General features: G+C 40.7%; 16 protein-coding genes and 1 other annotated feature. Of the genes, 15 read left to right on the top strand and 1 reads right to left on the bottom strand.

Translation table 11 applies throughout. The features are described 5' to 3' along the window. The first annotated feature begins 6 nt into the window (after window positions 1–6). The 3 genes from AZE41_RS17980 (at window position 7) to AZE41_RS17970 (ending at window position 5002) form a co-directional block, all read left to right on the top strand. Window positions 7–996, top strand: a complete 990-nt coding sequence (locus tag AZE41_RS17980) for an ornithine cyclodeaminase family protein (protein WP_067212377.1) — start codon at window positions 7–9, stop codon at window positions 994–996. 451 nt (window positions 997–1447) lie between these two features. After that, entirely contained in the window at window positions 1448–4171 is a 2724-nt protein-coding gene (locus tag AZE41_RS17975; protein ID WP_067212375.1) for an S-layer homology domain-containing protein, read from the top strand. Window positions 4172–4264: 93 nt separating this feature from the next. Then, window positions 4265–5002, top strand: coding sequence for a hypothetical protein (locus AZE41_RS17970; protein WP_067212374.1), 738 nt, complete (start codon window positions 4265–4267; stop codon window positions 5000–5002). A gap of 86 nt (window positions 5003–5088) precedes the next feature. On the opposite strand, the gene AZE41_RS17965 is transcribed toward AZE41_RS17970, so the two are convergent. Further along, on the bottom strand, window positions 5089–6456 hold the full coding sequence (locus AZE41_RS17965) for a DUF6612 family protein (RefSeq protein ID WP_067212372.1): 1368 nt from the start codon (window positions 6454–6456) through the stop codon (window positions 5089–5091). A 216-nt stretch (window positions 6457–6672) separates the two neighbouring features. Between AZE41_RS17965 and AZE41_RS17960 the strand changes: the two genes are divergently transcribed. The 12 genes from AZE41_RS17960 (at window position 6673) to ilvN (ending at window position 22093) form a co-directional block, all read left to right on the top strand. Beyond that, complete coding sequence (locus AZE41_RS17960; protein ID WP_067212370.1) at window positions 6673–7968, top strand: hypothetical protein; 1296 nt, start codon at window positions 6673–6675, stop codon at window positions 7966–7968. A 21-nt stretch (window positions 7969–7989) separates the two neighbouring features. Continuing rightward, the gene (locus AZE41_RS17955) at window positions 7990–9642 is read left to right on the top strand and encodes a hypothetical protein (RefSeq protein WP_067212363.1); all 1653 of its coding nucleotides are present in this window, start codon (window positions 7990–7992) and stop codon (window positions 9640–9642) included. A 37-nt stretch (window positions 9643–9679) separates the two neighbouring features. Beyond that, entirely contained in the window at window positions 9680–10297 is a 618-nt protein-coding gene (locus tag AZE41_RS17950) for a class D sortase (protein WP_067212361.1), read from the top strand. Window positions 10298–10530: 233 nt separating this feature from the next. Next, window positions 10531–11175: an NEAT domain-containing protein gene (locus tag AZE41_RS17945; protein WP_067212359.1), complete on the top strand. Its 645-nt coding sequence runs from the start codon at window positions 10531–10533 to the stop codon at window positions 11173–11175. Window positions 11176–11197: 22 nt separating this feature from the next. After that, window positions 11198–12751 carry an NEAT domain-containing protein gene (locus tag AZE41_RS17940; protein WP_067212357.1) on the top strand — a complete coding sequence of 518 codons (1554 nt, stop codon included), beginning with the start codon at window positions 11198–11200 and terminating at the stop codon, window positions 12749–12751. Window positions 12752–12844: 93 nt separating this feature from the next. Then, window positions 12845–13822 (top strand): NEAT domain-containing protein, encoded by a 978-nt coding sequence (locus AZE41_RS17935; RefSeq protein WP_067212354.1) that lies wholly within the window; start codon window positions 12845–12847, stop codon window positions 13820–13822. Window positions 13823–13893: 71 nt separating this feature from the next. After that, entirely contained in the window at window positions 13894–14781 is an 888-nt protein-coding gene (gene isdE / locus AZE41_RS17930) for a heme ABC transporter substrate-binding protein IsdE (protein WP_067212352.1), read from the top strand. A 14-nt stretch (window positions 14782–14795) separates the two neighbouring features. Beyond that, entirely contained in the window at window positions 14796–15788 is a 993-nt protein-coding gene (locus tag AZE41_RS17925; protein ID WP_067212349.1) for a FecCD family ABC transporter permease, read from the top strand. Continuing rightward, window positions 15778–16548 carry an ABC transporter ATP-binding protein gene (locus tag AZE41_RS17920; RefSeq protein ID WP_067212347.1) on the top strand — a complete coding sequence of 257 codons (771 nt, stop codon included), beginning with the start codon at window positions 15778–15780 and terminating at the stop codon, window positions 16546–16548. Before AZE41_RS17925 ends, AZE41_RS17920 begins: the two co-directional genes overlap by 11 nt. Window positions 16549–17808: 1260 nt before the next feature. Continuing rightward, entirely contained in the window at window positions 17809–19476 is a 1668-nt protein-coding gene (gene ilvD, locus AZE41_RS17915) for a dihydroxy-acid dehydratase (protein WP_067214050.1), read from the top strand. A 3-nt stretch (window positions 19477–19479) separates the two neighbouring features. Then, window positions 19480–19722: a binding site (T-box leader), on the top strand. A 131-nt stretch (window positions 19723–19853) separates the two neighbouring features. After that, window positions 19854–21581 (top strand): acetolactate synthase large subunit, encoded by a 1728-nt coding sequence (ilvB, locus tag AZE41_RS17905; protein ID WP_231885850.1) that lies wholly within the window; start codon window positions 19854–19856, stop codon window positions 21579–21581. Then, entirely contained in the window at window positions 21578–22093 is a 516-nt protein-coding gene (ilvN, locus tag AZE41_RS17900; protein ID WP_067212339.1) for an acetolactate synthase small subunit, read from the top strand. The genes ilvB and ilvN overlap by 4 nt, the downstream gene beginning before the upstream one ends. Window positions 22094–22195: the final 102 nt, after the last annotated feature.

Here is a 22195-nt window from a genome sequence, read left to right as displayed (position 1 = left end):
ATAAACATGCTTTTATTGAATGAAAATGAGATTCAATCTATTTATGGAATGAAAGAAGCATTAGTAGACATCGAAAAGGTTTTACGTTCTAAGGTGGAAGGGAAGATAAAGAATCCGCCACGGACAGTCGTTGAATTCCCAGAGCATAACGCATCTTCATTGTACATGCCAAGTGCTGATCTAGTAGAAGAAGTAGTTACTGTGAAAACGGTTACAATTTTTCCGAATAATCCAGCAGTTGGAAAGCCGACAACTCAAGGAGTCGTACTCGTGACGGATGCACAAAACGGTGAGCATCTTGCATTAATGAATGCATCGTATTTGACGAGATTGCGCACGGGTGCACTTAGTGGATTGGCGACAGCGAAATTGTCGAAGTTGAATTCAACTGTTCTAACAGTTATAGGGACGGGTGGAATGGCATTTGAACAAGTTCTTGGTGTTCTAGCAGTTCGCGATATCAAAGAGATTCTTCTTGTTAATCCGACAGAAGAAAAAGCGGTGAAGTTTGGCGAAAGACTTCAAGCATTTGGAGTTAATGAAGTAGTTCAAATTACTATTGTAAGGGATGTAGCTGACGCGGTTCGTCGTGCAGATATCATTTGTTGCAGCACTCGGTCTACTACACCAGTTTTCAACGGAAACGACGTTAAGCCAGGGACACATGTTAATGGGGTTGGATCGTATTTACCACATATGAGGGAGGTAGATTTCGAATTCATTCAACGTGCCAGTAAAATTGTCGTTGATGATCTGGAAGGTGTAACAGAAGAAGCTGGGGAATTGATTCACGCTGCTAATGAGACTGACTGGGGATTCGAAAAGATTCACGGGGAGCTAATGGATGTTGTTATCGGAAAGTTAGATGCTCGCACGAACGATGAAGAGATTACTTTCTTCAAATCGGTAGGTGCGGCATATTTCGATTTGGCCGTTGCGAAAGGCGTCTATCGAAAAGCGAATGATCAAGGCATCGGGGTACAATTTGAGATATAAGTAGTCGGGAAATAGGAAAGACACCATTTTGATAGTTCAAATGGTGTTTTTTTCTGTGGTGCATTTGTATGATTTTTACGATTTGTAATGAGTTCCTTCTATTATAGAGCCATATTTTTAACAATGGCACTCGACGGGTTGGGAGATAGAAGTATGGTAGACTGTTTTAAGCGTCCGGTTAACGGGTATAGAATACTATAGGTGAATGAAGCGCTCCTCGTCCTAGACGATGTCGGTTGCTGTTTAATTCATCCTATTTACGTTGTTCCAGTACTGCTTAATCTGTTTGTGCCTTCTAATCTAGCAAACAACTATACCCATAAATTGGACCATGATAGACTTCAAACTACATGCTACGATAAGGGTGCAACAAAAAGGTACATAAGCAGTACCACTAATATTTGGTAATTCACATGCGATACCATAGTTTTTAAGAGGAGGAAATTATTTTATGTCTAGTAATCAATCAGCGAAGTACAAAAAGTTTATAGTAGGTGCTGCATCTGCAGCATTGGTAGCGTCTGCGGTAGCACCAGTAGCAAGTGCGAAAGATTTCAAAGATACAAAAGGTAACACGCATGAAACTGCAATCGACGCACTATCTGATGCAGGTGTCATCACTGGTTATCCAGACGGTTCATTCTTGCCAAACAAAACGTTGACTCGTTCTGACGTTGTGAAATTGATGGGTAAATGGCTTGTATCTGAAGGTTATAAAGTACCGACAGACTATAAAACTAAAATGCGTTTCTCAGATTTGACATCAAAATCAAATGATGAACTCTTGCAATATGCTGCAGTCGTTAAAGACAATGGCGTATTCAACGGAAGTAACGATCGTCTATTAGCTGGCGACAACATCACTCGTGAAAACATGGCTGTTGTTATCGTTCGTGCATTTGATACAGTTAAAGACATAGAACTCGTAAAATATGTTAAAGAACAAGACTTCAAAAAAGACGTTACTGATTTAACAAAAGCGAAAGCTGAAGCTCGTACAGCAATCGACGTTCTAGATTACTTCGATATAACGAACCCAGCTGCACCAGCTTTCAACCCTAAAAACACAACAACTCGTGGACATTTCGCTACGTTCCTTCACAAATCAATCAACACAGACTTCTCTGAAGTTAAAGCACCTGTAGTAGATGTTGATAAAGTTGCAGTAGATGCAGCAGCTGAACAAGTTAAAGCTGGCGCAGTTACTGTTGCTCGTGGAAACTATGCAACTGATGCTAACAAACTAGCAGCAGTTCAAACATATGTTACTTCACTTGTAACTGAAAAAGACGTAGTAGCAACAGTAGTAGCTGGTAAAACTGCTGGAGAATATGTTGTGACACTTACTAAAGGTGAAGCAAAAGCAGAGAAAACTATCGCTATGACATTTGACTTTACTGCAGATGATTTAAATGTAACTAAAGTAGAGTCTATTACTAAAACAAGCGTAAAAGTAACACTCAAAGCTTTGGCACAAAATGAAACTGCATTCACAATTAATGTATTAGATGACAAAGGAAACGCAGTGGAGGTTAACCCGCTTTCTCTAGAAAAAGGTGAAACTGAAGCTACTTTCACATTTAAAACTTCACTTACAGTAGATCCTACTGGCGTTTGGGTAATTGGCGCAGTTAAATACGATAACAATGCAATTAAAAACTTCGCTGATATCGTTACTGCTTCTGCGACAAATAATGAAGTAACAACATTAGCAGCACTTAAAAAAGCTGGTTTAGTTAACATCGTTGATGCTAATATCACAGCTTATGTAGCAGCTATCAATGCTAATGCAACTAAAGAAAATCTAGCTGATATTCAATCAGTTATTAATAAAGCAAACGATACTACAGTTTCTACAGGAGAAGCAGCAGCTGCTGTAAAAGCGGTAAATGATGCAACTAACCAAGTTCAACTGTTAAGTGCTCTTCAACACAAAGCATTTTCAAACGTAAACGCAAGTTGGATTGTGGATTATAACAATGCAATTACAACTGCTAAAGCAACACCTGCTAACACTGACACAGTTGCTGAAATTCAAGCACTAGTTAACGCACAAAATACAGTTAAAATTAATGCTGCAAGTACAGCCGCTACTACAGTTGCTGAACAAAATGCAGTTACAGAATTAATTAAACTTTATACTGTTGCTGATGTAGCGCCTGCTACTACTAAAGCTGCAGCCGTTAAAGCTTCAGAAGTTAAATCTGCAGTATTTGGAGTTAAAGAAGCAACGACAGCTGCGACTGTATACAATGCATTAGTGAGACTTTCTGAGCTAGACAGCGTTAACCTACCTGCTACAGCATTGAATGCAAACTTGAAAGCTGAATACCTAACAGCTAAAAATGCACCTGCAACTACAATTACTGGTACTACAACAGTAGCAGCTTTGAAAACAGCTGTTGTAACAGCTGCTGACACTGCTGCATTAAAATCTGCTACAGATTCAATTAATGCATTAACAGAAACAAGTACGGCTGCTGAAGTAAAAGCTACTCTTCAAAAATTGGCTGATGTAACGAGCCATACAGCTGACAAATTTGATATGACTAAAGTTAGCGATACGTCTTTAATCCAATATCGTGATGCACTAAAAGCTAAAGGTAAAACAACAGCTGCTCAAGTTACTGCTATTATTACTAGCGTTAATGGAACGAATAACGCTACAGCAAATCTTGCAACAGTAAAAGATACATCTGCTACTGTAGCTCAAGTACGTGATGCATTAACTGAGATTGCTTCAGGTGTAACTAGCCCTGTTAGTACAGATTATCTTAACGCTTCATCTCAAGTTAAACTTGAAGTTGCACAACTAGTTATTGATAAACGTTCTACATTAGCGACTAAATTAGATGCTAACCTTGTAGTTACGGCTATAGGGGTTGCAATGGCTGATCATAAAGTTAAACTTGATAGCTTTAATGCAATTGGCAATTTAGCTACTGCTACTAACATTTCAACTAAAACAACTTTAGATACGTTTGCGTATCCAACATATGTGGCTTTGGATGCAACTCAAAAACTTGCTGTAGCTGAAGAAGTAAATAAATTAACTAAAACAGATACTGCTGGAGTAGTTGTTGCACTTAACTTCGCTGGGATAGATAAAGTTACTACTATCAAACAAGCGAATGATTATGTAGCTGCTGCAGTTGCAAAAATTTTAAATAAATAATAATACTTTAAATAGAGACGCTGCTGTTTATTAACAGCGCGTCTCTATCTTTTATTACTTTTTAGTTTATTTTCAAGCAAAGGTGGTTTTTATATGTTTTCAGAAGCAACTGAACTAATATTAAGTGAAATAGGTTTTAATTCATCTAATATCGATTTCAATAAATTATCAATAACCCCATTTGTTGAAAAAAATATTTTAACAAAGGATATTGAGCTTTTATTGACTAACTTAGAAAGTAAAATTGAATTAAGTATAGAGGACATAACACCTCTAGCTTCTCTGATTTCCCTTTATTATTATGACGATAACAAAGAAGAATATGAGTTTAGGTTAAAGAGTTTAATTGATTTGCAAAAAGTGGGAGAATTCATTTCTGTTCTAGAAATGAAAGAAGCAATTAATCCTGTAGAAATCGATCAATTGCTATCTACTATATCATTGTGTGGGCACGGTCCTCACCGTTCTTTGCTTGAACATAAACTAAACTGTTACAAGAATGAACTACCAAAGAATGAGATTGTAGAACAGGACTTTTTAAGAATACTAGCGACTACAAACAAACATGATTTAGTAGACAATGCATTATGCGAGTTAAGTGCTGAAGAATATATTAACCTTGGAAAAGAGAAAAGATTAGTCGTGAGTAAGGAATTATTGGGAATGAATAGAGAAAACGCTTCATTTGAAGAAATTACTAACATGATAAACGAGATTATTAATAGTGCAGACTTTTCTTATATAAATACAGATACGGCTAATAATGTGGACATCAAAGACACTGTCTTCGCGAATGAGTTGCCATTTGTACAGCTCATTGACAGAAGATAATAGTATTTTGTCTCAATAAATAAAATATGCACAAAAAAGCGGAACAAGCTCACCCAGAGCTCGTTCCGCTTTTCCTATTTACCTACTTACTTCTTCAAAGCCTCAGCTTTTTCAAACTCCAACTCTAACTGTTTCATATACTCTTCCATGCTGATTGCTTTTTTGATAACATCAGCAGGAACTTTGATTTCTTTAACTGCGTTAAAGTTGCTGAACGTTCCTTCAAGAAGTAATTTGATAGAGATTGTATCCTCATCCACCGTCATTGTAATATTTGCAACTGCAGATGTATCAAGTGGGAACAATGTCTTTTTATCGATTGTAGAAACAACATAGAATTCCTCGATGTTGAAATCTAGACCCTCAAGACCAACTACTTCTTCAGTAATTTCTCCCTCAGTAGCCTCTTCTTCAACGACAACTGCTTCTTCAGTAGCTTCTACAGTTACTTCTTCGATAACTTTCGTTTCTTCAGTTTTAGCTTCTTCAGTTACAGGAGTAGCTTTTACATCTTCTGATACAACTGGTTCAGTTAAGCCTGATCCTAGAAGTAAAGAAGTTACTTCTTCCATCATAGAAGCGAATTCTTCGTTAGAAATAGTTTGTGTCATTACATATACATCATCGTATTCAAAGATGTTAACGCCTTTAGTGAATTTCTTTTGTAGCTCTTCTAATTGTGCAAGTAGATCTGTTTGTGTTGAAAGATCAAGTAAACCTTTTGTTAGTTCATCATCATGCTTGACCCATACATCACCGATTTGTTGGAAATAACCATCTTTTGTGAGGTACATAGAAGAAATATCTTCAATTGCTTCGCCGGCAAAGTCTGTTGATGCTTTAGTAATTGTATAGAATGATAGTGGCTCGTTGATTTGGTCCATCTTGATATCCATAAGCATGCTGATTGCTTCATTTTCTTCAAGAGATGACTCCATTTTCATGTCCATTGTTAATGCTGAAGAAACACTTTTCAAGTCAGCTGCAGCTGATTTTGCTAAGAATGCAGCGACGTCTTGTACACGGTTTGTCGTAACGGTAACCGTTTTTTGATCTTCAGAAACTTCAACTTCAAAACCTTCTAAAGTTGCTAAAAACTCACCAGAAACATAGTTTCCTGCGTTTTGCAAAGTAAGAGGGAATTCAGTGTCCGCTTTCTTGCCGTCTACTTCAATCGAACTTGCAGCTGCATTGAAATCAACAGTCAAGTACGTGTTTGTTACGTTAACTTTACCTGATTTGTCCTTAGCAACTTTATAGCCAGCTTCCTTAAACAAATCTTCCACCGGAATTAAAACTTGATCGTGTGACATAAAGGGTTGCTCGTAGCTAGTAACCTCGACGCCATCTACTACTAACTTCATTGCGGATGATTGTGCAGCCGCTGATCCGTGTGGCAATGCGAACGATAGTGCGAAAACGAACGCCAATGCCCATGTAATAATCTTCTTCATTGAAATAAAACCCCCATCAAATTATTGGTAAAAAACCTACTAAGTTGTAAGTATACTACCATTTACGAGTATATTCCAGAAAGGTTTCACTTATTACGAAATTAATCTGAATTTATTATTGTCATTTAAGTAGTTTGGTAGATTTAACAAAGGGTATCTGTATATAAATGAATTATTAAAAAACTCTAAGTCGTTTTTGGAAAGGTGGTGAATTGAGTGAAGAAAATATTTATTGTTTGTGTGACTTGTATAACATTCTTTCTCGTATCACCAACTTTTGTTCATGGTGAAAAAATGCCGGTAGAAAAGTCTGACGGCTTATTGGCTGGTACTTTGAAGAATGTCGGTGCAGAGTTAAAAAGCACAACAGAGTCAATTGAAATGGTAGTAGAGGAGTCGGTGCATGGCGCTAGAGAAACGGTTAAAGACACAGTTGTTTTTACAGAACAGACTGTTACGAGTTTGTCTGAGCCAGCGAAAAGTGAGACTGAATCTTCACTACTAAATAATACAAAAAGTTTACTAGAAAACACGGTTGACAACACTTTACCTGTTGTGGAAAAAACGACTGAAGCAGTAACTGAAACGATTAGAACTACGTCAACTGAAGTAACGAATACTGTAGATTCTATCGTAAATGAATTACCGGAAATGTCTGTGGTCGCTCCAGTTGTTGGAGGAGTAAAAGAATTAGGGAAGCAAACAACGACTGAAGTGCTGAAAACGGTCAATCTGACAGTGGATTCTGTTGTAGCTGAATTGCCGACTGTCCCTGTTGTTACCCCGGTTGTAAAGGAAGTTGGAGATACGGTTAAGGAGACGGTTTCTTCGGTTCTACCAATTCAGGTAAAACCAGTTGCAGATGAAACAGAAAAAAATCCGGACAGTACTCCAATAGATGCAGTTGTAGAGACTAACGAGACGGTAAGTAAAGAACCACAAAATGATAGCGGAACAATGAGTATGGAGAGCGATAAATCCTACCAAAGACAAATAAACGCAACACGTATAATTCTAGTGGAAGAAACAACTGATTTGATTAAACAGGAGGACCCTGTAATGGAAGAACAGACAGGCCTTAGTGATAGACCGAATAGACTTCCTGATGAATCGGAAATAGTTAGTGCTCTTCCTATTTCAAAAGATCCTTTAAATCTCGTTTCTATGAAAATAGTAGCGCCTCAACTAACAAATTATACGGGTGGTGACTCTGTTAACTTCCAAAAAGAGGTGGATCAAAAGTCTACTCTGCCAACCGAGCCCCGACAAAAATGGAAAGATCTTTCGGTAGCTACCATAACATCGTCCATGTCCTCAATAGCAACTTCTCCATTACAAATAAGTGGACACAATGATTTAGGTTTTGGGGTAGTAGTTGATGTATTTTTATTACTTATTTCAAATGGTAGGCAATGGATGGCATCAGATGACCATGCGATGATTCAATGGACACATGCTCCTCCAGGGCAACCGCCGCAACAAACTCCTTTTTTTAATGTGAAACAAACATAATAAAAAAGGAGAGGAATAATAATGAAAAACAATTGGATGAAGTATACTGGGGTCACTTTAGGGATGTGCTTGACACTGAGCTTCTCCCCCTCATTTGTGAATGCGGATGAACCAGGAGAAGATAACTCGTTGAATTTGGATATTAACCTACTGAATGACAAGGAAGATAAGGCAACAATTGTGGATATTCAAGCAGATAATGTTCCAATTTTAGGAGACCTGAAAGCACAGATTCCAGCAAAAAGTCCAGTCTCTGCGAATACCAGCGATGTAGGAGAGGATAATCAACAGAAATCTGCCCTTGCAACTGTAGAATTGACCAATCCTAATGGGGTAATCGACGATCTGGATGTCTCCGTCGTGGAACAGAGCAGTATGCAAGACGAGAACTCGGCGGAAAGCAAAAGCTCGCTCGCATCGGTCAACTTATCGACACCGATCACAAACGAAGTCGAGTTAGATGTTCTTCTTTCAGATGCACAGTCAGGCGATGAAACCTCATCGTATGATGGTGGATTAGTGGAGTTGAATGCAGAAGATCTGCCAGTACGCGGAGAAGTACATGCAGGCGTTTTGGATAGTCACTATAAAAACGCTGAGGAAAGTACATCATTGTCATCTGGTTTGATCCAAGCCGATGACGATTCACTTGGTGGACTAATCGACGATCTGAATGTCTCCGTCGTGGAGCAAAGCAGCATGCAAGATGAGAACTCTGCTGCAAGCAAAAGCTCACTCGCATCGATCGACTTATCGACGCCGATCACAAACGAAGTCGAGTTGGATGTTCTTCTTTCAGATGCACAGTCAGGCGATGAAACCTCATCGTATGATGGTGGATTAGTAGAGTTGAATGCAGAAGATCTGCCAGTACTCGGAGAAGTACATGCAGGCGTTTTGGATAGTCACTATAAAAACGCTGAGGAAACTACATCATTGTCATCCGGTTTGCTACAATCCGATTTAGATGATGGGTTATTAGATAAAACTTCAGTTGATGTTCTTACGCTAGACAGGAACACAGATGGAAATATGACATCTACTAAACATAGCGGTGTTTCATTAATTGTTGGGAACGATACAATTGGAAATATCAACGTCGATATCCTAACAAATGAAACTATTCAGCCCGTTGCTGCTGTGGAGCAGCCCGGTTTAACCGAAGGAGATACTGAACTCACTCCACCTATAGATGATGCAACTGGCTTAACGCCAGATGAAGGTGGAGATGTCGCAACCCAAAATGAAGAAACAGTTTCACCACCTAAGACTGAAGATGTGACCGGTTTAAAACCAGGCTCTGACGCAGATGGTGTGTCACCCAATGTAAATATAGAGGAGCAAACGCCGAGTACTGTGACCGAGGAAGTTACACTGAATGAAAATACAGAGGGCGTAAGTGACGATACAGTCGGAATAACACACAGTGAAGATAGTGCCAGTTCAGCATCAGAGGAGGAAACTGATGGTATAGTATGGGCCGCAACTGGTTCTAATGCCATTTCAGAAGTTGTTGCAATAGATACAATTGGCATGAACCAAAATCCTCCATCCAGCAATGGAATGGGACAAGTATTGCCAAAAACGGGAGGGTTTTTCGATAGTATAATCCTTTCTTTACTAGCCTTGCTTCTTCTTGCAACTGGACTGGGTATCCGTCGATTTGCTCATTAATCAAAGTGATTTCAAGAGCAAGGGAGCGGATGCGTAGATGAAAAAAACAATGAAATGGCTTGGAAACGTTATGATTATGACGAGCATTTTTTTGCTGGTGTGGTTGATTGCGGGAAATATGACTAGCAAACAGCAGCAAAGCCACCTTTTAGATGCTTTCGATTCGGTCAAAGCGGAAGCCGATTTTGATAGGACTATAACAACTGATGAACAAGGACCTTCTGGTGGGGAAAAACAAGAATCCAGTGGAATTGAAGGGGTATTGTCCATTCCCGTCATCAATCTAGAGTCTCCAGTGCTGTATGGAGCTGATCCGGTTAGCCTAAGTAGAGCGTTGGGTGCTGTAGCGGATATGGATGAGCCAGGTGAGTTAGATGGCAGTTATGCTATCGCAGGTCACCAAGCCCATGTGTTTGGTGCGTTCTTTAATCGTCTTCATGAAGTTGAAGTTGGTACTCGCTTCATTTATGAAACAGTTGAAGAATCCATGGAATTCGAAGTGTTTGATGTGAAAGTGGTCAAGCCGAATGAAGTGAATGTCCTTGACCGAAAAAAAGGTGTCGCGCTGCTCTCGCTAATTACGTGCTATCCTGCGAACTCGAACAAATATAGACTTGTAGTCCAAGCGAAGAGAGTGGATGCGGTGACACCATAACGAACCTTAGAAATCAGTAACCCCCTTAATGTCACATAGTTGACAATGAGGGGGTTTTTCTTTGAATTGTGTCAGGATTGTTGTGATGACTGTCACCACACATGTGAACAGTTTGTGAAAGCCTTTGCAAGTTGTTTGACAACACAAATCTATAAGCTATTATAGGAAGAGTAATAGATGATAATTGTTCTCACTATGGATTCTTCCCGTGTGGAGGGAGGAGGTATTGTGTTTTGAAACATCGATTAACCATACCACTTTCATTACTCATTTTTTTTAGTGTTGTTTTTGGTTCTTATACACCTAATGCTCACGCAGCCGAACTCTCGGATGGTACATATGTTGTCGACTACGAAATGTTGCAAGCTGAGAATGATTCCGTATCGATTGCAAATGATTATTTTGAAAAACCGGCAACGCTGACGATTGATAAAGACGGGCAGTATTTACAATTCACAGTGAACCATGCTAAATGGATTAAATTCATAAAATCGGCAAATGGTGAATCATTTGCTGACGTGAATATGGTCAGTGAAGATCTTGAGAATGATAAGCGCGTCATTGCATTTAAAGTAGACGGAGATAGTACAGAGCCGTTGCTGTTACAAATGCATGTTGTCATTGAAGAGATGGAGCCGTCGTATGATCACAAGTACTCGGTCCGTTTGAATCTAGATGTAGAAACGATGGAATTGACAGACGCTCCTGCGGTTGTTGTTAATACGCCTGTTGCCGAATCAAAATCTGTTGACACGATTGAAAAGAAAGATGAGTCAACAAGTAGCACAGCACTTATTTATGTATTGCTCGCAATAATCGCTATCATTGCGATTATTTTTGTGCGCAAGTTCAGTTCCGCGAAGAAAGTAAAAAAATAAACCATTAAAAGGGGATTAACGAATGAAAAAGCAACTAATGATGTTATTTTCAGCACTACTCGTTCTATTTACTGTACTACCTGCTAGCCAATTCGAAGCAGCTGAAGTAACTACACCGGTGAAACAAGAATTTGAACTACCACTTGATATATTGCAAGTTGAAAATGATGATAAATCAGCAACAGCTCAATATGTGAAAAGCCCTGCGAAAATTGTTGTTGAAGACGGTAAAACTTACGCATACGTAACATTATTAAGCAGTAAGTGGTGGCAGTCACTGAAAGTCCAAACAAAACAACCAGGTACATTTAAAGAAACAAACTTCGCAGATGCAGAAGTAATCAGTGAAGATAAGGCAGCGGATACTAGACTTGTTAAATTTGAAGTTCAAGATCTTAGTAAAGAATTGAATGCTAAAATCCATATTATCGTAACGGGTGTACCAGGCTTAGGCGAGTATGACCACAGCTATGATATCCGTTTGAAATTCGATGACAGCAAAACTCCGGTAGTACCAGAAGTACCGGAAGTACCGGAAGTAACTCCTGAAAAACCGGAAACTCCCGAAGTACCCGTAACACCAGCACCAGAAGTAATTAAAGACGGTGCATATACAATCGATTACAAAGCATTGCATGAAGAAGAAGATAAAGATTCATCAATGACTAGATACCTTGAAACACCAGCAGCACTTTCTGTGAAAGACGGTAAAAACCTTGTTACAATGACACTTACGAACAATGAACAAATTACAGCTTTCCAAGTAGAACAAGCTGGTAAATTCGTAGATACAACTGTTGTAAAAACAGATGTAGAAGCAAACACAAGAGTTGTTGAATTTGAAGTAGCTGATTTATCAACAATTATCAATGCTAAATTCACAGTATTTGTAGCAGCAGCGAACCACACAGGGAACTATTCTGTACGTCTTGCTTTTGACAAAGCAACTATTAAACCAGTTGTAATAGAAGAAGTACCTGGTGAAGAAGTAGAAACGCCTGTTGAAGTAGTACCCGTAACATTTAAAGATATCGACAAAACATGGGCAAAACCTTACATCGAGTCACTTGCATCAAAACAAATCGTTAAAGGAAAAACGGCTACAACGTTTGCTCCAAATGATCAAATTACAAGAGCACAATTTGCCATCCTATTGTCACGTGCACTTGAACTTCCGAAACAAGATTATAAAGGAACATTCTCTGACGTAACAAAAAACATGGACTGGATCGTTTACGAAGCTGAAGCGGCAAGCCGTGCAGGTATCATCAGCGTAACTGATGGGAAATTCCGTCCGAATGAAGCAATCACACGTCAACAAATGGCTACTATGATTATCCGTGCAATTGAATACAAAGATGCAAGTGTACTAGAAGGCGTGAAAAATGATGTTGCGTTTGCAGATGCGAAAGACATTACTGCATATGCAAAAACATCTGTCGACTTGGCAGCTGGTCTTGGTATCATTGGCGGTAAAGAAGTAAAAGGTAAACAACTATTCGAACCAAAAGCAAACGCGACACGCGCACATGGTTCTAAAATGGTTTATTACTTACTCGAAACACTTCAAAAATAATTTTATACAATCAATCAATGCCGGCGTCACTGCACCATTTGTGACAGCCGGCGTTGTACTGATTAAAATGTTTTCGGTAAAGGAGATAATGATTTGAAAAAAAAATCCGTATTTATGATGACAGTATTATTCGCTTTATTTACGATACTTCCCACACTTGCACCTGACAAAGCAGCTGCGGCTTCCAAATATGCCGATGGCGAGTACACGGTTCCGTTTACAGTGTTAAAAGATACAGGTAATGAGCAATCGACGACAGCTGACTATATGGTTAGTCCGGCGAAAGTAATCGTTCAAAACGGTAAAACGTATGCCGTTGTTACATTGAAAAACAGTTCTTGGTGGCAATACTTTAAAGTGCAAGCAGGCGGTGGATTTGCCGATGTACAAGTAGTAAGTAATGATACGGCAAATGATAAACGCGTTGTGAAATTTGAAGTGACAGACATTGAGCAATTGGTAAATGCCAAAATTCATGTCATTGTAACGGGCATACCCGGTTTTACATATGACAACAAATACGATATCCGCTTCAAATTTAACAGTTCCAATATCCCTTTAGCGCCTGTCGCCGGGCAGCCCGCAACACCTCCAGCGTCTAAACCAACACCTAAACCAGTACAACCAACACCGAAACCAACGCCCAAACCTTCAGTAACGGAAAAGGCGACTGCAACACCTAAGCCAGTTGAAAACAAACAGGCTGTAACAAAAATAGAAACGAAAACTGAAGAAAAAAACGAAGCGAAACCAGTAGAATCTAAAGAAGTCGCAAGTGTAAAGTCAGCTACAACCGCAGAAGAAAAAGCGACTGTTGAAACTGAGCAATCGAAAGAAGAAGCTGAGTCTGTGGCGAGTGAAGAAGAAATCGTTGCCGAAGATCAAACAGCGGCAGAAAAAGAAGAAGAGTCATCTGAAGTAACGAATGAAGCAAACGAGGCTGAAGTTGAAGCAGATTCAATATCTGAGTCGAATTCGAAATCTATATGGTATATCGTCATTTTCTCGATACTTATTCTTGGTGGAGTTATTGTCTTTGCTATGAGACAGCGCACACGGACTGAAAAGTAAGAGGTACATGGTAGTCGGGTCTTGAGAACGAAAGCGAGACCCTTTTTTACATAAGCTACAAGGAGTTGTTAATGAACATGCGAAAAGCACGTAATCTTTTCTATATACTTCTAGCTACTGTAGTCCTAGCTGGTTGTTCGTCCCAAAAAGGCACTTCATCCAATGAAGAAAATACCGAACCAGCGGGTGAGCGGATCGTTGCTACAACGGTTGCGTTGACGGAAATTATGGATGCCCTAGAAATCGATTTAGTCGGGATACCATCAAGTTACAAAGACTTGCCGAAACGCTACACCGATGTACAAGAGGTCGGGAATCCGATGAGCCCAGACATGGAAATGCTTTTGTCACTGAAACCGACAGAAATATTATCTGTGACAACGTTGAAATATGATTTGCAAGAGATGTTTGACGAACGTGACATCGATATGACTTATGTAAATTTGGAAAGCATAGACGCAATGCACAGCGAAATCTTACATTTAGGTGAGAAGTATGATCGCGAAAAACAAGCGAAAGCGATTGTCGATCAATTCGAAGAGAAAGTTGCCGAAATTCATAAACTATCAGAAGGTAAAGCCCAGCCTACTGTGCTCATTTTACTTGGTATTCCAGGGAGTTATCTAGTTGCAACAGAACATTCCTATATCGGAGACCTCGTTAAGCGAAGCGGCGGTAAAAATGTCATTACAGGAGAAAAAGTAGAGTTTCTTTCTTCTAATACAGAATACTTACAGCAAGCAAAACCGGATATCATTTTAAGAGCTTCACATGGTATGCCAGAACAGGTCATTCAAATGTTTGACGATGAGTTCAAATCGAATGACGTTTGGCAACATTTCGAAGCTGTTAAAAATGACCGTGTCTATGATTTAGACGAACTTCTATTTGGAACAACAGGCAGTTTAGCAGCAGTCGAAGCATTGGGCGAACTGCAAAAAATGTTGTATCCAAACTAAAGGCAGGGATAATAATGTTACGGAAAAATAAAAAGGCGCTCAGTTTTATCAGCGTCATTATTCTACTCATACTAGTTAGCATTCAATCTGCACTAATGGGAAGTATTAAAGTCACGCCGTACGAACTGATTCATGGACTAATAACGGGGACAAATGATCAGGTTGCTATCATTAAGGATTTACGGCTTCCACGAATTCTAATCGCTCTATTTGCAGGAGCAGCTTTATCCGTGGCGGGTGTACTATTGCAAGCAGTAATGCGTAACCCATTAGCAGACCCAGGAATAATTGGTGTTTCTGCGGGTGCCGGGTTTATGTCCATAGTTGTAGTCGCTTTTTTTCCGACACTGTACTTTTTCGTTCCTCTTTTTGCTTTCTTGGGCGGAGCTTTGGCATTTTTCCTCGTGTACTCACTGTCCTGGAGATCCGGGCTTGATCCACTGCGCATGATTTTAATCGGAATAGCGGTGAATGCCTTATTCACAGGGCTGAGCCAAGGACTTGGTTTTAGCGGAAGTGCACTTACACAATCGATGAGTCAAGTGATGACCTCAACGCTTACGATGAAAAAGTGGAGTGATGTCGATGTACTTATTTTATATGGAACGATTGGCCTCGTGTTGTCGTTTGTCGTTTATTCGTGGTGCAATTACTTGGCGTTAGATGATAAGACTGCGAAAAATTTAGGGGTTAATGTAAATCTAGCGAGATTAGTGATTTCGTTAGTGGCTGTTCTGCTTGCTTCAGTTGCAACTGCAGTTGCAGGTCTATTTGCTTTTGTTGGCTTGCTTATACCTCATATTGGACGGTCATTGGTGGGAACGGACCACAAAGTGCTAATTCCGTTTTCAGCACTGGCAGGGGCCTTGCTGATCTTAACGGCGGATACGTTAGGCCGAACAATTATAGCACCCAATGAAATCCCGGCATCTATCATTATGGCTGTCATCGGGGGACCTTTCCTCATATTCTTGCTGAGAAAGAGTGATCGTATTTATGGACATTAAGGCTATTACTTTCTCCTACGATAAAAAAGTAAATACGTTGCATGGCGTCAACAGTACGATTGATAGTGGGAAAGTGACGACGATTATCGGGCCAAATGGTTGTGGGAAATCGACACTACTTAGCGTGATGGCCAATAATAATCATCCGCAAAGTGGACAAGTTCTATTAGAGGGCAAAGCACTCTCTGATTTTAAACCGAAGGAACTGGCGAAAAAATTAGCCGTTGTGCATCAGCAAAATAATGCCCCATCCGATATGACCGTCGAAAAACTAACGGGTTATGGCCGGATTCCATATAAGAGTTTGTTCACTTCAGCGACAGATGACGACCAACAGGCAATTGAGTGGGCGCTCGCGTGTACCAATCTGACAGATAAGCGAACAGTACCAATTGACGAATTGTCTGGAGGTCAAATGCAGCGCGTTTGGATTGCGATGGCGCTAGCGCAAAAAACACCCTTCCTGCTATTAGATGAACCGACGACTTATCTTGATATTTATTACCAATATGAATTGTTGGAACTGATCAAGGGTTTAAATCGCACACATGGTATGTCAATCGTCATGGTTTTACACGATATTAATCAGGCGATACGTTATAGTGACATCATTATTGCGATGAAAGATGGAAAAATCGTTGCCAAAGGTACACCTAGTGAAGTTATCACCGTTCAAACTGTAAAAGAAATTTACGGGGTTGATGTTGTTGTGAAAAACGATAAAGAAACAGGTATGTACATCATTCCAATAGGGATTTGACTCACGTAGGTGACTGTCGTCCTCATAAGTAACCACTCCAGTAAACGCCTCTGGAGTGGTTTTTTATTATCTAGACTCCAGCCGCTAGCCCCTGGGCCGTTGAAAAAGTCTTAATATATGGTGAAAATGGGGGATCCTGCTAATATCGCTTCTGCGCTTTGTGGATGCCTCCCGCGATAAGCCAGAAAGAAGACCGCTTTCCGTCTTATCGCTCCGGCTACCACGAAGTCGCGCCTTCGCTGGATGGACTATGTAGAATGCGTATTTCGGTATCGGTATGACATCTAGAAGTACGGTTTGCTTCAAACATGGGAATGCATTTAACAACAGTCGCAATATAGGGAACGAATCAGAAATCCTGCTAATATCGCTTCTGCGCTTTGTGGATGCCTCTCGCGATAAGCCAGAAAGAAGACCACTTTCAGTCTTATCGCTCCGGCTACCACGAAGTCGCGCCTTCGCTGGATGGTCTATGTAGAAAGTGCATTTCGGTATCGGTATGACATCTAGAAATACAGTTTACTTCAAACATGGGAATGCATTTAACAACAGTCGCAATATAGGGAACGAATCGGAAATCCTGCTAATATCGCTTCTGCGCTTTGTGGGTGCCTCCCGCGATAAGCCAGAAAGAAAACCGTTTTCAGTCTTATCGCTCCAGCTACCACGAAGACGCGCATGCGCTGGATAAATCTATGTTAGAAAGTGTATTTCATTGTCGGAGATAAGACCTGCAGTCTGTAGTACGTCTTTCTTCAATGAGATTAGTATCAAATAGTAATCACATTATAATCTAAGTCTATACATCTCAAAATCACTTTCAATAATGAAAACTCCAGCGCATCCCCAAAGCGCCAAGCGATCTACAATCCACACTCCGAATCACAACTCTTTCACTAATGAACAACCTCATCGTGCTGAGCAGGCGATTGTGCTTTTTAAGCTTTTAGAAAAGTACTCATATCGGAAAAGATCATTGAAAATTGAATTCATGAAAAATAAATTTAAAAGTTTTTTAAATGTGCTATATGTGATATATCGCTGTATAACTGATGTGTAAGCGGATACATTTAAATCTACTATTCATAATTGGCTAACAATTTTAAAAACACTGTTGACTCCAGTGGGTATCCAAGATATGATGACATCAATCCAATTCAGTTCGTGATTCAATTCACAAACTACATAACCTAGACAACTAGATAAACAGATGTAAACATGTAAGTGATTTGATTAGGGGTGAGTACAATGGAAAAACCAATGAGAAGTGACATGATTAAAAAAGGTGTAGACCGTGCACCGCATAGAAGTCTGCTGTACGCAACGGGCGTTAGAATGAAAGATATGCACAAACCTTTCATCGGTGTATGTAACTCATATATTGATATTATTCCAGGTCATATGCATTTGAATAAATTCGCGGAAGTCGTCAAAGAGGCGATTCGTGAAGCAGGCGGTATTCCGTTCGAGTTCAACACAATCGGTGTTGATGATGGGATTGCAATGGGACATATTGGTATGCGTTATTCATTACCAAGCCGTGAACTCATCGCAGACTCTGCAGAAACGGTTATCAACGCTCACTGGTTCGACGGCGTATTCTACATTCCAAACTGCGACAAAATTACGCCAGGCATGTTGATGGCAGCAGTTCGCACGAACGTTCCATCCGTATTCGTCTCAGGCGGACCGATGGAAGGCGGTGTATCATCGACTGGTAAGCCTTTATCACTCGTTTCGGTATTCGAGGGTGTTGGAGCTTACAAACAAGGTACGATGACAGCTGAAGAGCTGCTAGACATTGAACAGAGTGCATGTCCTACATGCGGATCTTGTTCAGGAATGTTCACAGCGAATTCCATGAACTCGTTAATGGAAATGCTGGGAGTGACAGTTCCGGGTAACGGAACGATCGTTGCCACTTCGGATGAAAGACATAGACTCATTAAAGAAGCAGCGGAACATCTTGTTCGCATGGTGAAAGAAGATGTTAAACCGCGTGACATTATAACGAAAGAAACAATCGATGATGCATTTGCACTTGATATGGCAATGGGCGGTTCTACAAACACAGTCCTCCATACACTGGCAATCGCACACGAAGCAGAAATCGAATACGATGTTCGTGATATCAACAAAGTTGCTGAACGTATTCCTTATTTATCCAAAATTAGTCCATCTTCTGACTACACAATGCATGATGTTCATCTTGCTGGCGGTGTCAGTGCAATTATTAAAGAGCTCTGTGAAATCGAAGGAGCCGTCAGTCCAAACCGGATGACGATTACTGGTAAATCGCTTTATGAAAACGTAAAAGATTCTCATATTCTCAATGATGAAGTCATTCGACGTCACGATAATGCATACAGTCCTGTAGGTGGCTTGTCCGTTCTATTCGGTAATATTGCACCGGACGGCGGCGTCATCAAAGTAGGAGCCGTTGACCCATCGATTACAGAGTTCCGAGGAAAAGCCATTGTGTTTGAATCTCAGGAAGATACACAAGAAGGAATCGACAACGGAACAGTAAAAGCGGGTGATGTTGTTGTTATTCGTTACGAAGGTCCGAAAGGTGGACCGGGAATGCCAGAAATGCTCGCACCTACTGCAGCAATTGCAGGACGTGGGCTGGCAACGAAGGTAGCACTCATTACAGACGGACGTTTCTCAGGGGCATCTCGTGGTATCTCGATTGGCCACATTTCACCTGAAGCGGCTGAAGGCGGACCTATCGCACTAGTCGAAAATGGTGATATCATCTCAATCGATTTAACAAATCGGACAATTGAACTTGAAGTTTCCGATGAAGAACTAGAAAAACGAAGAGCACACTTAAAACCATTCGAACCTAAAATTAAAAAAGGCTATCTAGCTAGATATTCAGCGCTTGTCACATCTGCAAGTACAGGCGGAGTTATGAAAATTTAATAGTGAAAATCAATGATGGGGCAAAAGTAATTAGAACCTGTATTCACAGAGAGCCGGTAATGCTGGAAGCCGGTAATACAACTAGTTGCGACATCACCCCGGAGTGGATTGCTGAAATTATAGTAGGCAATCCCGGGCGTAGAGAAATCGGCGCTCGTTATATAAAGAATAGACCTAGTCTATTCATGAGGCGGCTAGATTGCTGCGAACAAGGGTGGTACCATGAAAAGTTTTTTCATCCCTATGTAAAGGAGAAGTTCTTTGCGTGGGATGAAAAGGCTTTTTTTTTCGACAAGAAGATTGATTATTCAAAAGTAGAAGTAAGGAGGAGTTTATAGATGAATGCTGAAGTTCAAACGAAGCAAGCAGTAGAGGAAATGGCGCCAGAGACTGTGCAAGAGCCACAACAGACCAAACAACCGAAAGATGGGTCTGCTGTACTCATTCAAGCTTTGAAGGATCAAGGTGTCGAAGTTATTTTCGGTTATCCTGGAGGAGCTGTACTACCGATTTATGATGCATTGTATCAAAACCCTATTTCCCACATACTTGCACGTCACGAACAAGGCGCAATTCATGCGGCTGAAGGATATGCTCGTGTTTCAGGAAAACCTGGCGTCGTCATTGCGACATCTGGACCTGGCGCGACAAACTTGGTAACTGGAATTACGGATGCAATGATGGATTCACTGCCACTTGTTATTTTCACTGGGCAAGTTGCCAATACAGTCATTGGTACTGATGCGTTCCAAGAAGCGGATATTATTGGGATCACGCAGCCAATCACAAAGCATAACTACCAAGTGAATGATGTATCTGACTTCCCAAGAATTATCAAAGAGGCATTCCACATTGCTTCAACAGGACGCCCAGGACCGGTACTCGTTGATATTCCTAAAAATATTGCAACGGGGCTCTTCATTCCAACTGGAGACTTGGACGCGGAAGTAGATTTACCAGGTTATCAGCCGACAACGACTCCGAACTATTTACAAATACAAAAAGCAGCAGAAGCCATTTCACAAGCGAAAAAACCACTTATTCTAGCAGGTGCAGGTATCTTGCATGCGCAGGCGATGGATGAATTGAAAGAACTCGTGGAGAAACATCAGATTCCCGTAACAAATACACTACTTGGCCTTGGCAGTATCCGTGGAGATCATGAACTATTCCTAGGAATGGCTGGTATGCATGGAACAGTTACATCCAATATGGCCATTAGTGAGTGTGATGTACTTGTCAATATCGGCGCGCGTTTCGACGACAGACTGACAGGCAATCTGGCATCATTCGCACCAAACGCGAAAATTATCCACATCGATATCGATCCTGCTGAGATCGGCAAAAATGTACCGACAGAAATCCCAATCGTGGCAGACGCCAAAGAAGCATTACAAGCGTTGCTGAAACAACAATTCAAGTCACCAGAAACAGAGACTTGGCTGACATACTTAAAAGAATCCGCCAAGAAGTTTCCACTGTGGTATGACAACGATGATGAAGGAACAATTCTTCCACAACAAGCGCTTGAAATCATTCATCGTATTACGAAAGGCGATGCAATCGTCACAACGGATGTAGGACAGCATCAGATGTGGACGGCTCAGTACTATTCACTGAATAATCCAGATCATTGGGTAACCTCAGGCGGACTTGGCACAATGGGCTTTGGGTTCCCAGCGGCAATTGGTGCACAAATCGCCAAGCCGGAAGCGCGTGTCATTGCAATTGTAGGAGACGCTGGATTCCAAATGACGGCGCAAGAGCTGTCGCTGTTACAAGAAATGCGCATTCCTGTGAAAATTATCATTCTCAACAATGGCTGTCTGGGAATGGTTCGTCAATGGCAAGAGACGTTTTACGAAAAGCGTTACTCACAATCATTGATGCCGGTTCAGCCAAACTTTGTGAAATTAGCAGAGGCGTATGACATTAAAGGCTATCGGATTGACACATTGGAAGAAGCGGAAGCGGTATTCCAAGAAGCACTGTTATCTGATGAACCCGTTCTCATCGACTGCCGTGTGAAACAACTGGAAAACGTCTATCCGATGGTTGCACCAGGTAGAGGACTACATGAAATGATCGGGGTGAGTAAACTATGAAACGAGTTATTACGGTAACTGTTATCAACCAAAGTGGCGTGCTCAATAGGGTGACCGGCTTGCTGATGAAAAGGCAGTTCAATATCGAAAGTATCACAGTTGGTCACACCGAAATAGCAGGCAGATCGAAAATGACGTTCATCGTCAATGTAGAAGACGAACGGAAAATTGAACAGCTCGTCAAACAGCTGCAAAAACAAATTGATGTTCTTAAAGTTAATGACATAACGGATAAAGCAATCGTTATGCGTGAGCTAGCTCTAGTAAAAGTCATTTCACCTCCGCATGTTAGAAGTGAAATGAACAGCATCATCGAACCATTCAGGGCAACGGTTATCGACACTGGAAAAAATGTCGTCACGTACCAAGTGATTGGAAATCCGGAAAAGATCGAGGCGTTTATCGATTTGCTCAGACCATATGGCATTAAAGAATTGACAAGAACAGGCGCTACGGCATTTGTTCGTGAAACACAGAAAGTCCAATTACCTCAGTTATCTATTTTGAAATAAGAAAAGCGTAAGCGCCTGTTCAGAGGCGACAGGCATAAGATGGGCTGGCGAAGCGGCGTTCTTTGCCGCACAGCCGGACCGACTTATGACCCGAGCCTCTAG

Source organism: Sporosarcina psychrophila (assembly GCF_001590685.1).
GTDB classification, from domain to species: domain Bacteria; phylum Bacillota; class Bacilli; order Bacillales_A; family Planococcaceae; genus Sporosarcina; species Sporosarcina psychrophila.
Note: the sequence above shows the minus strand (reverse complement) of the source record. Positions and strands in the feature narration are given on the sequence as shown.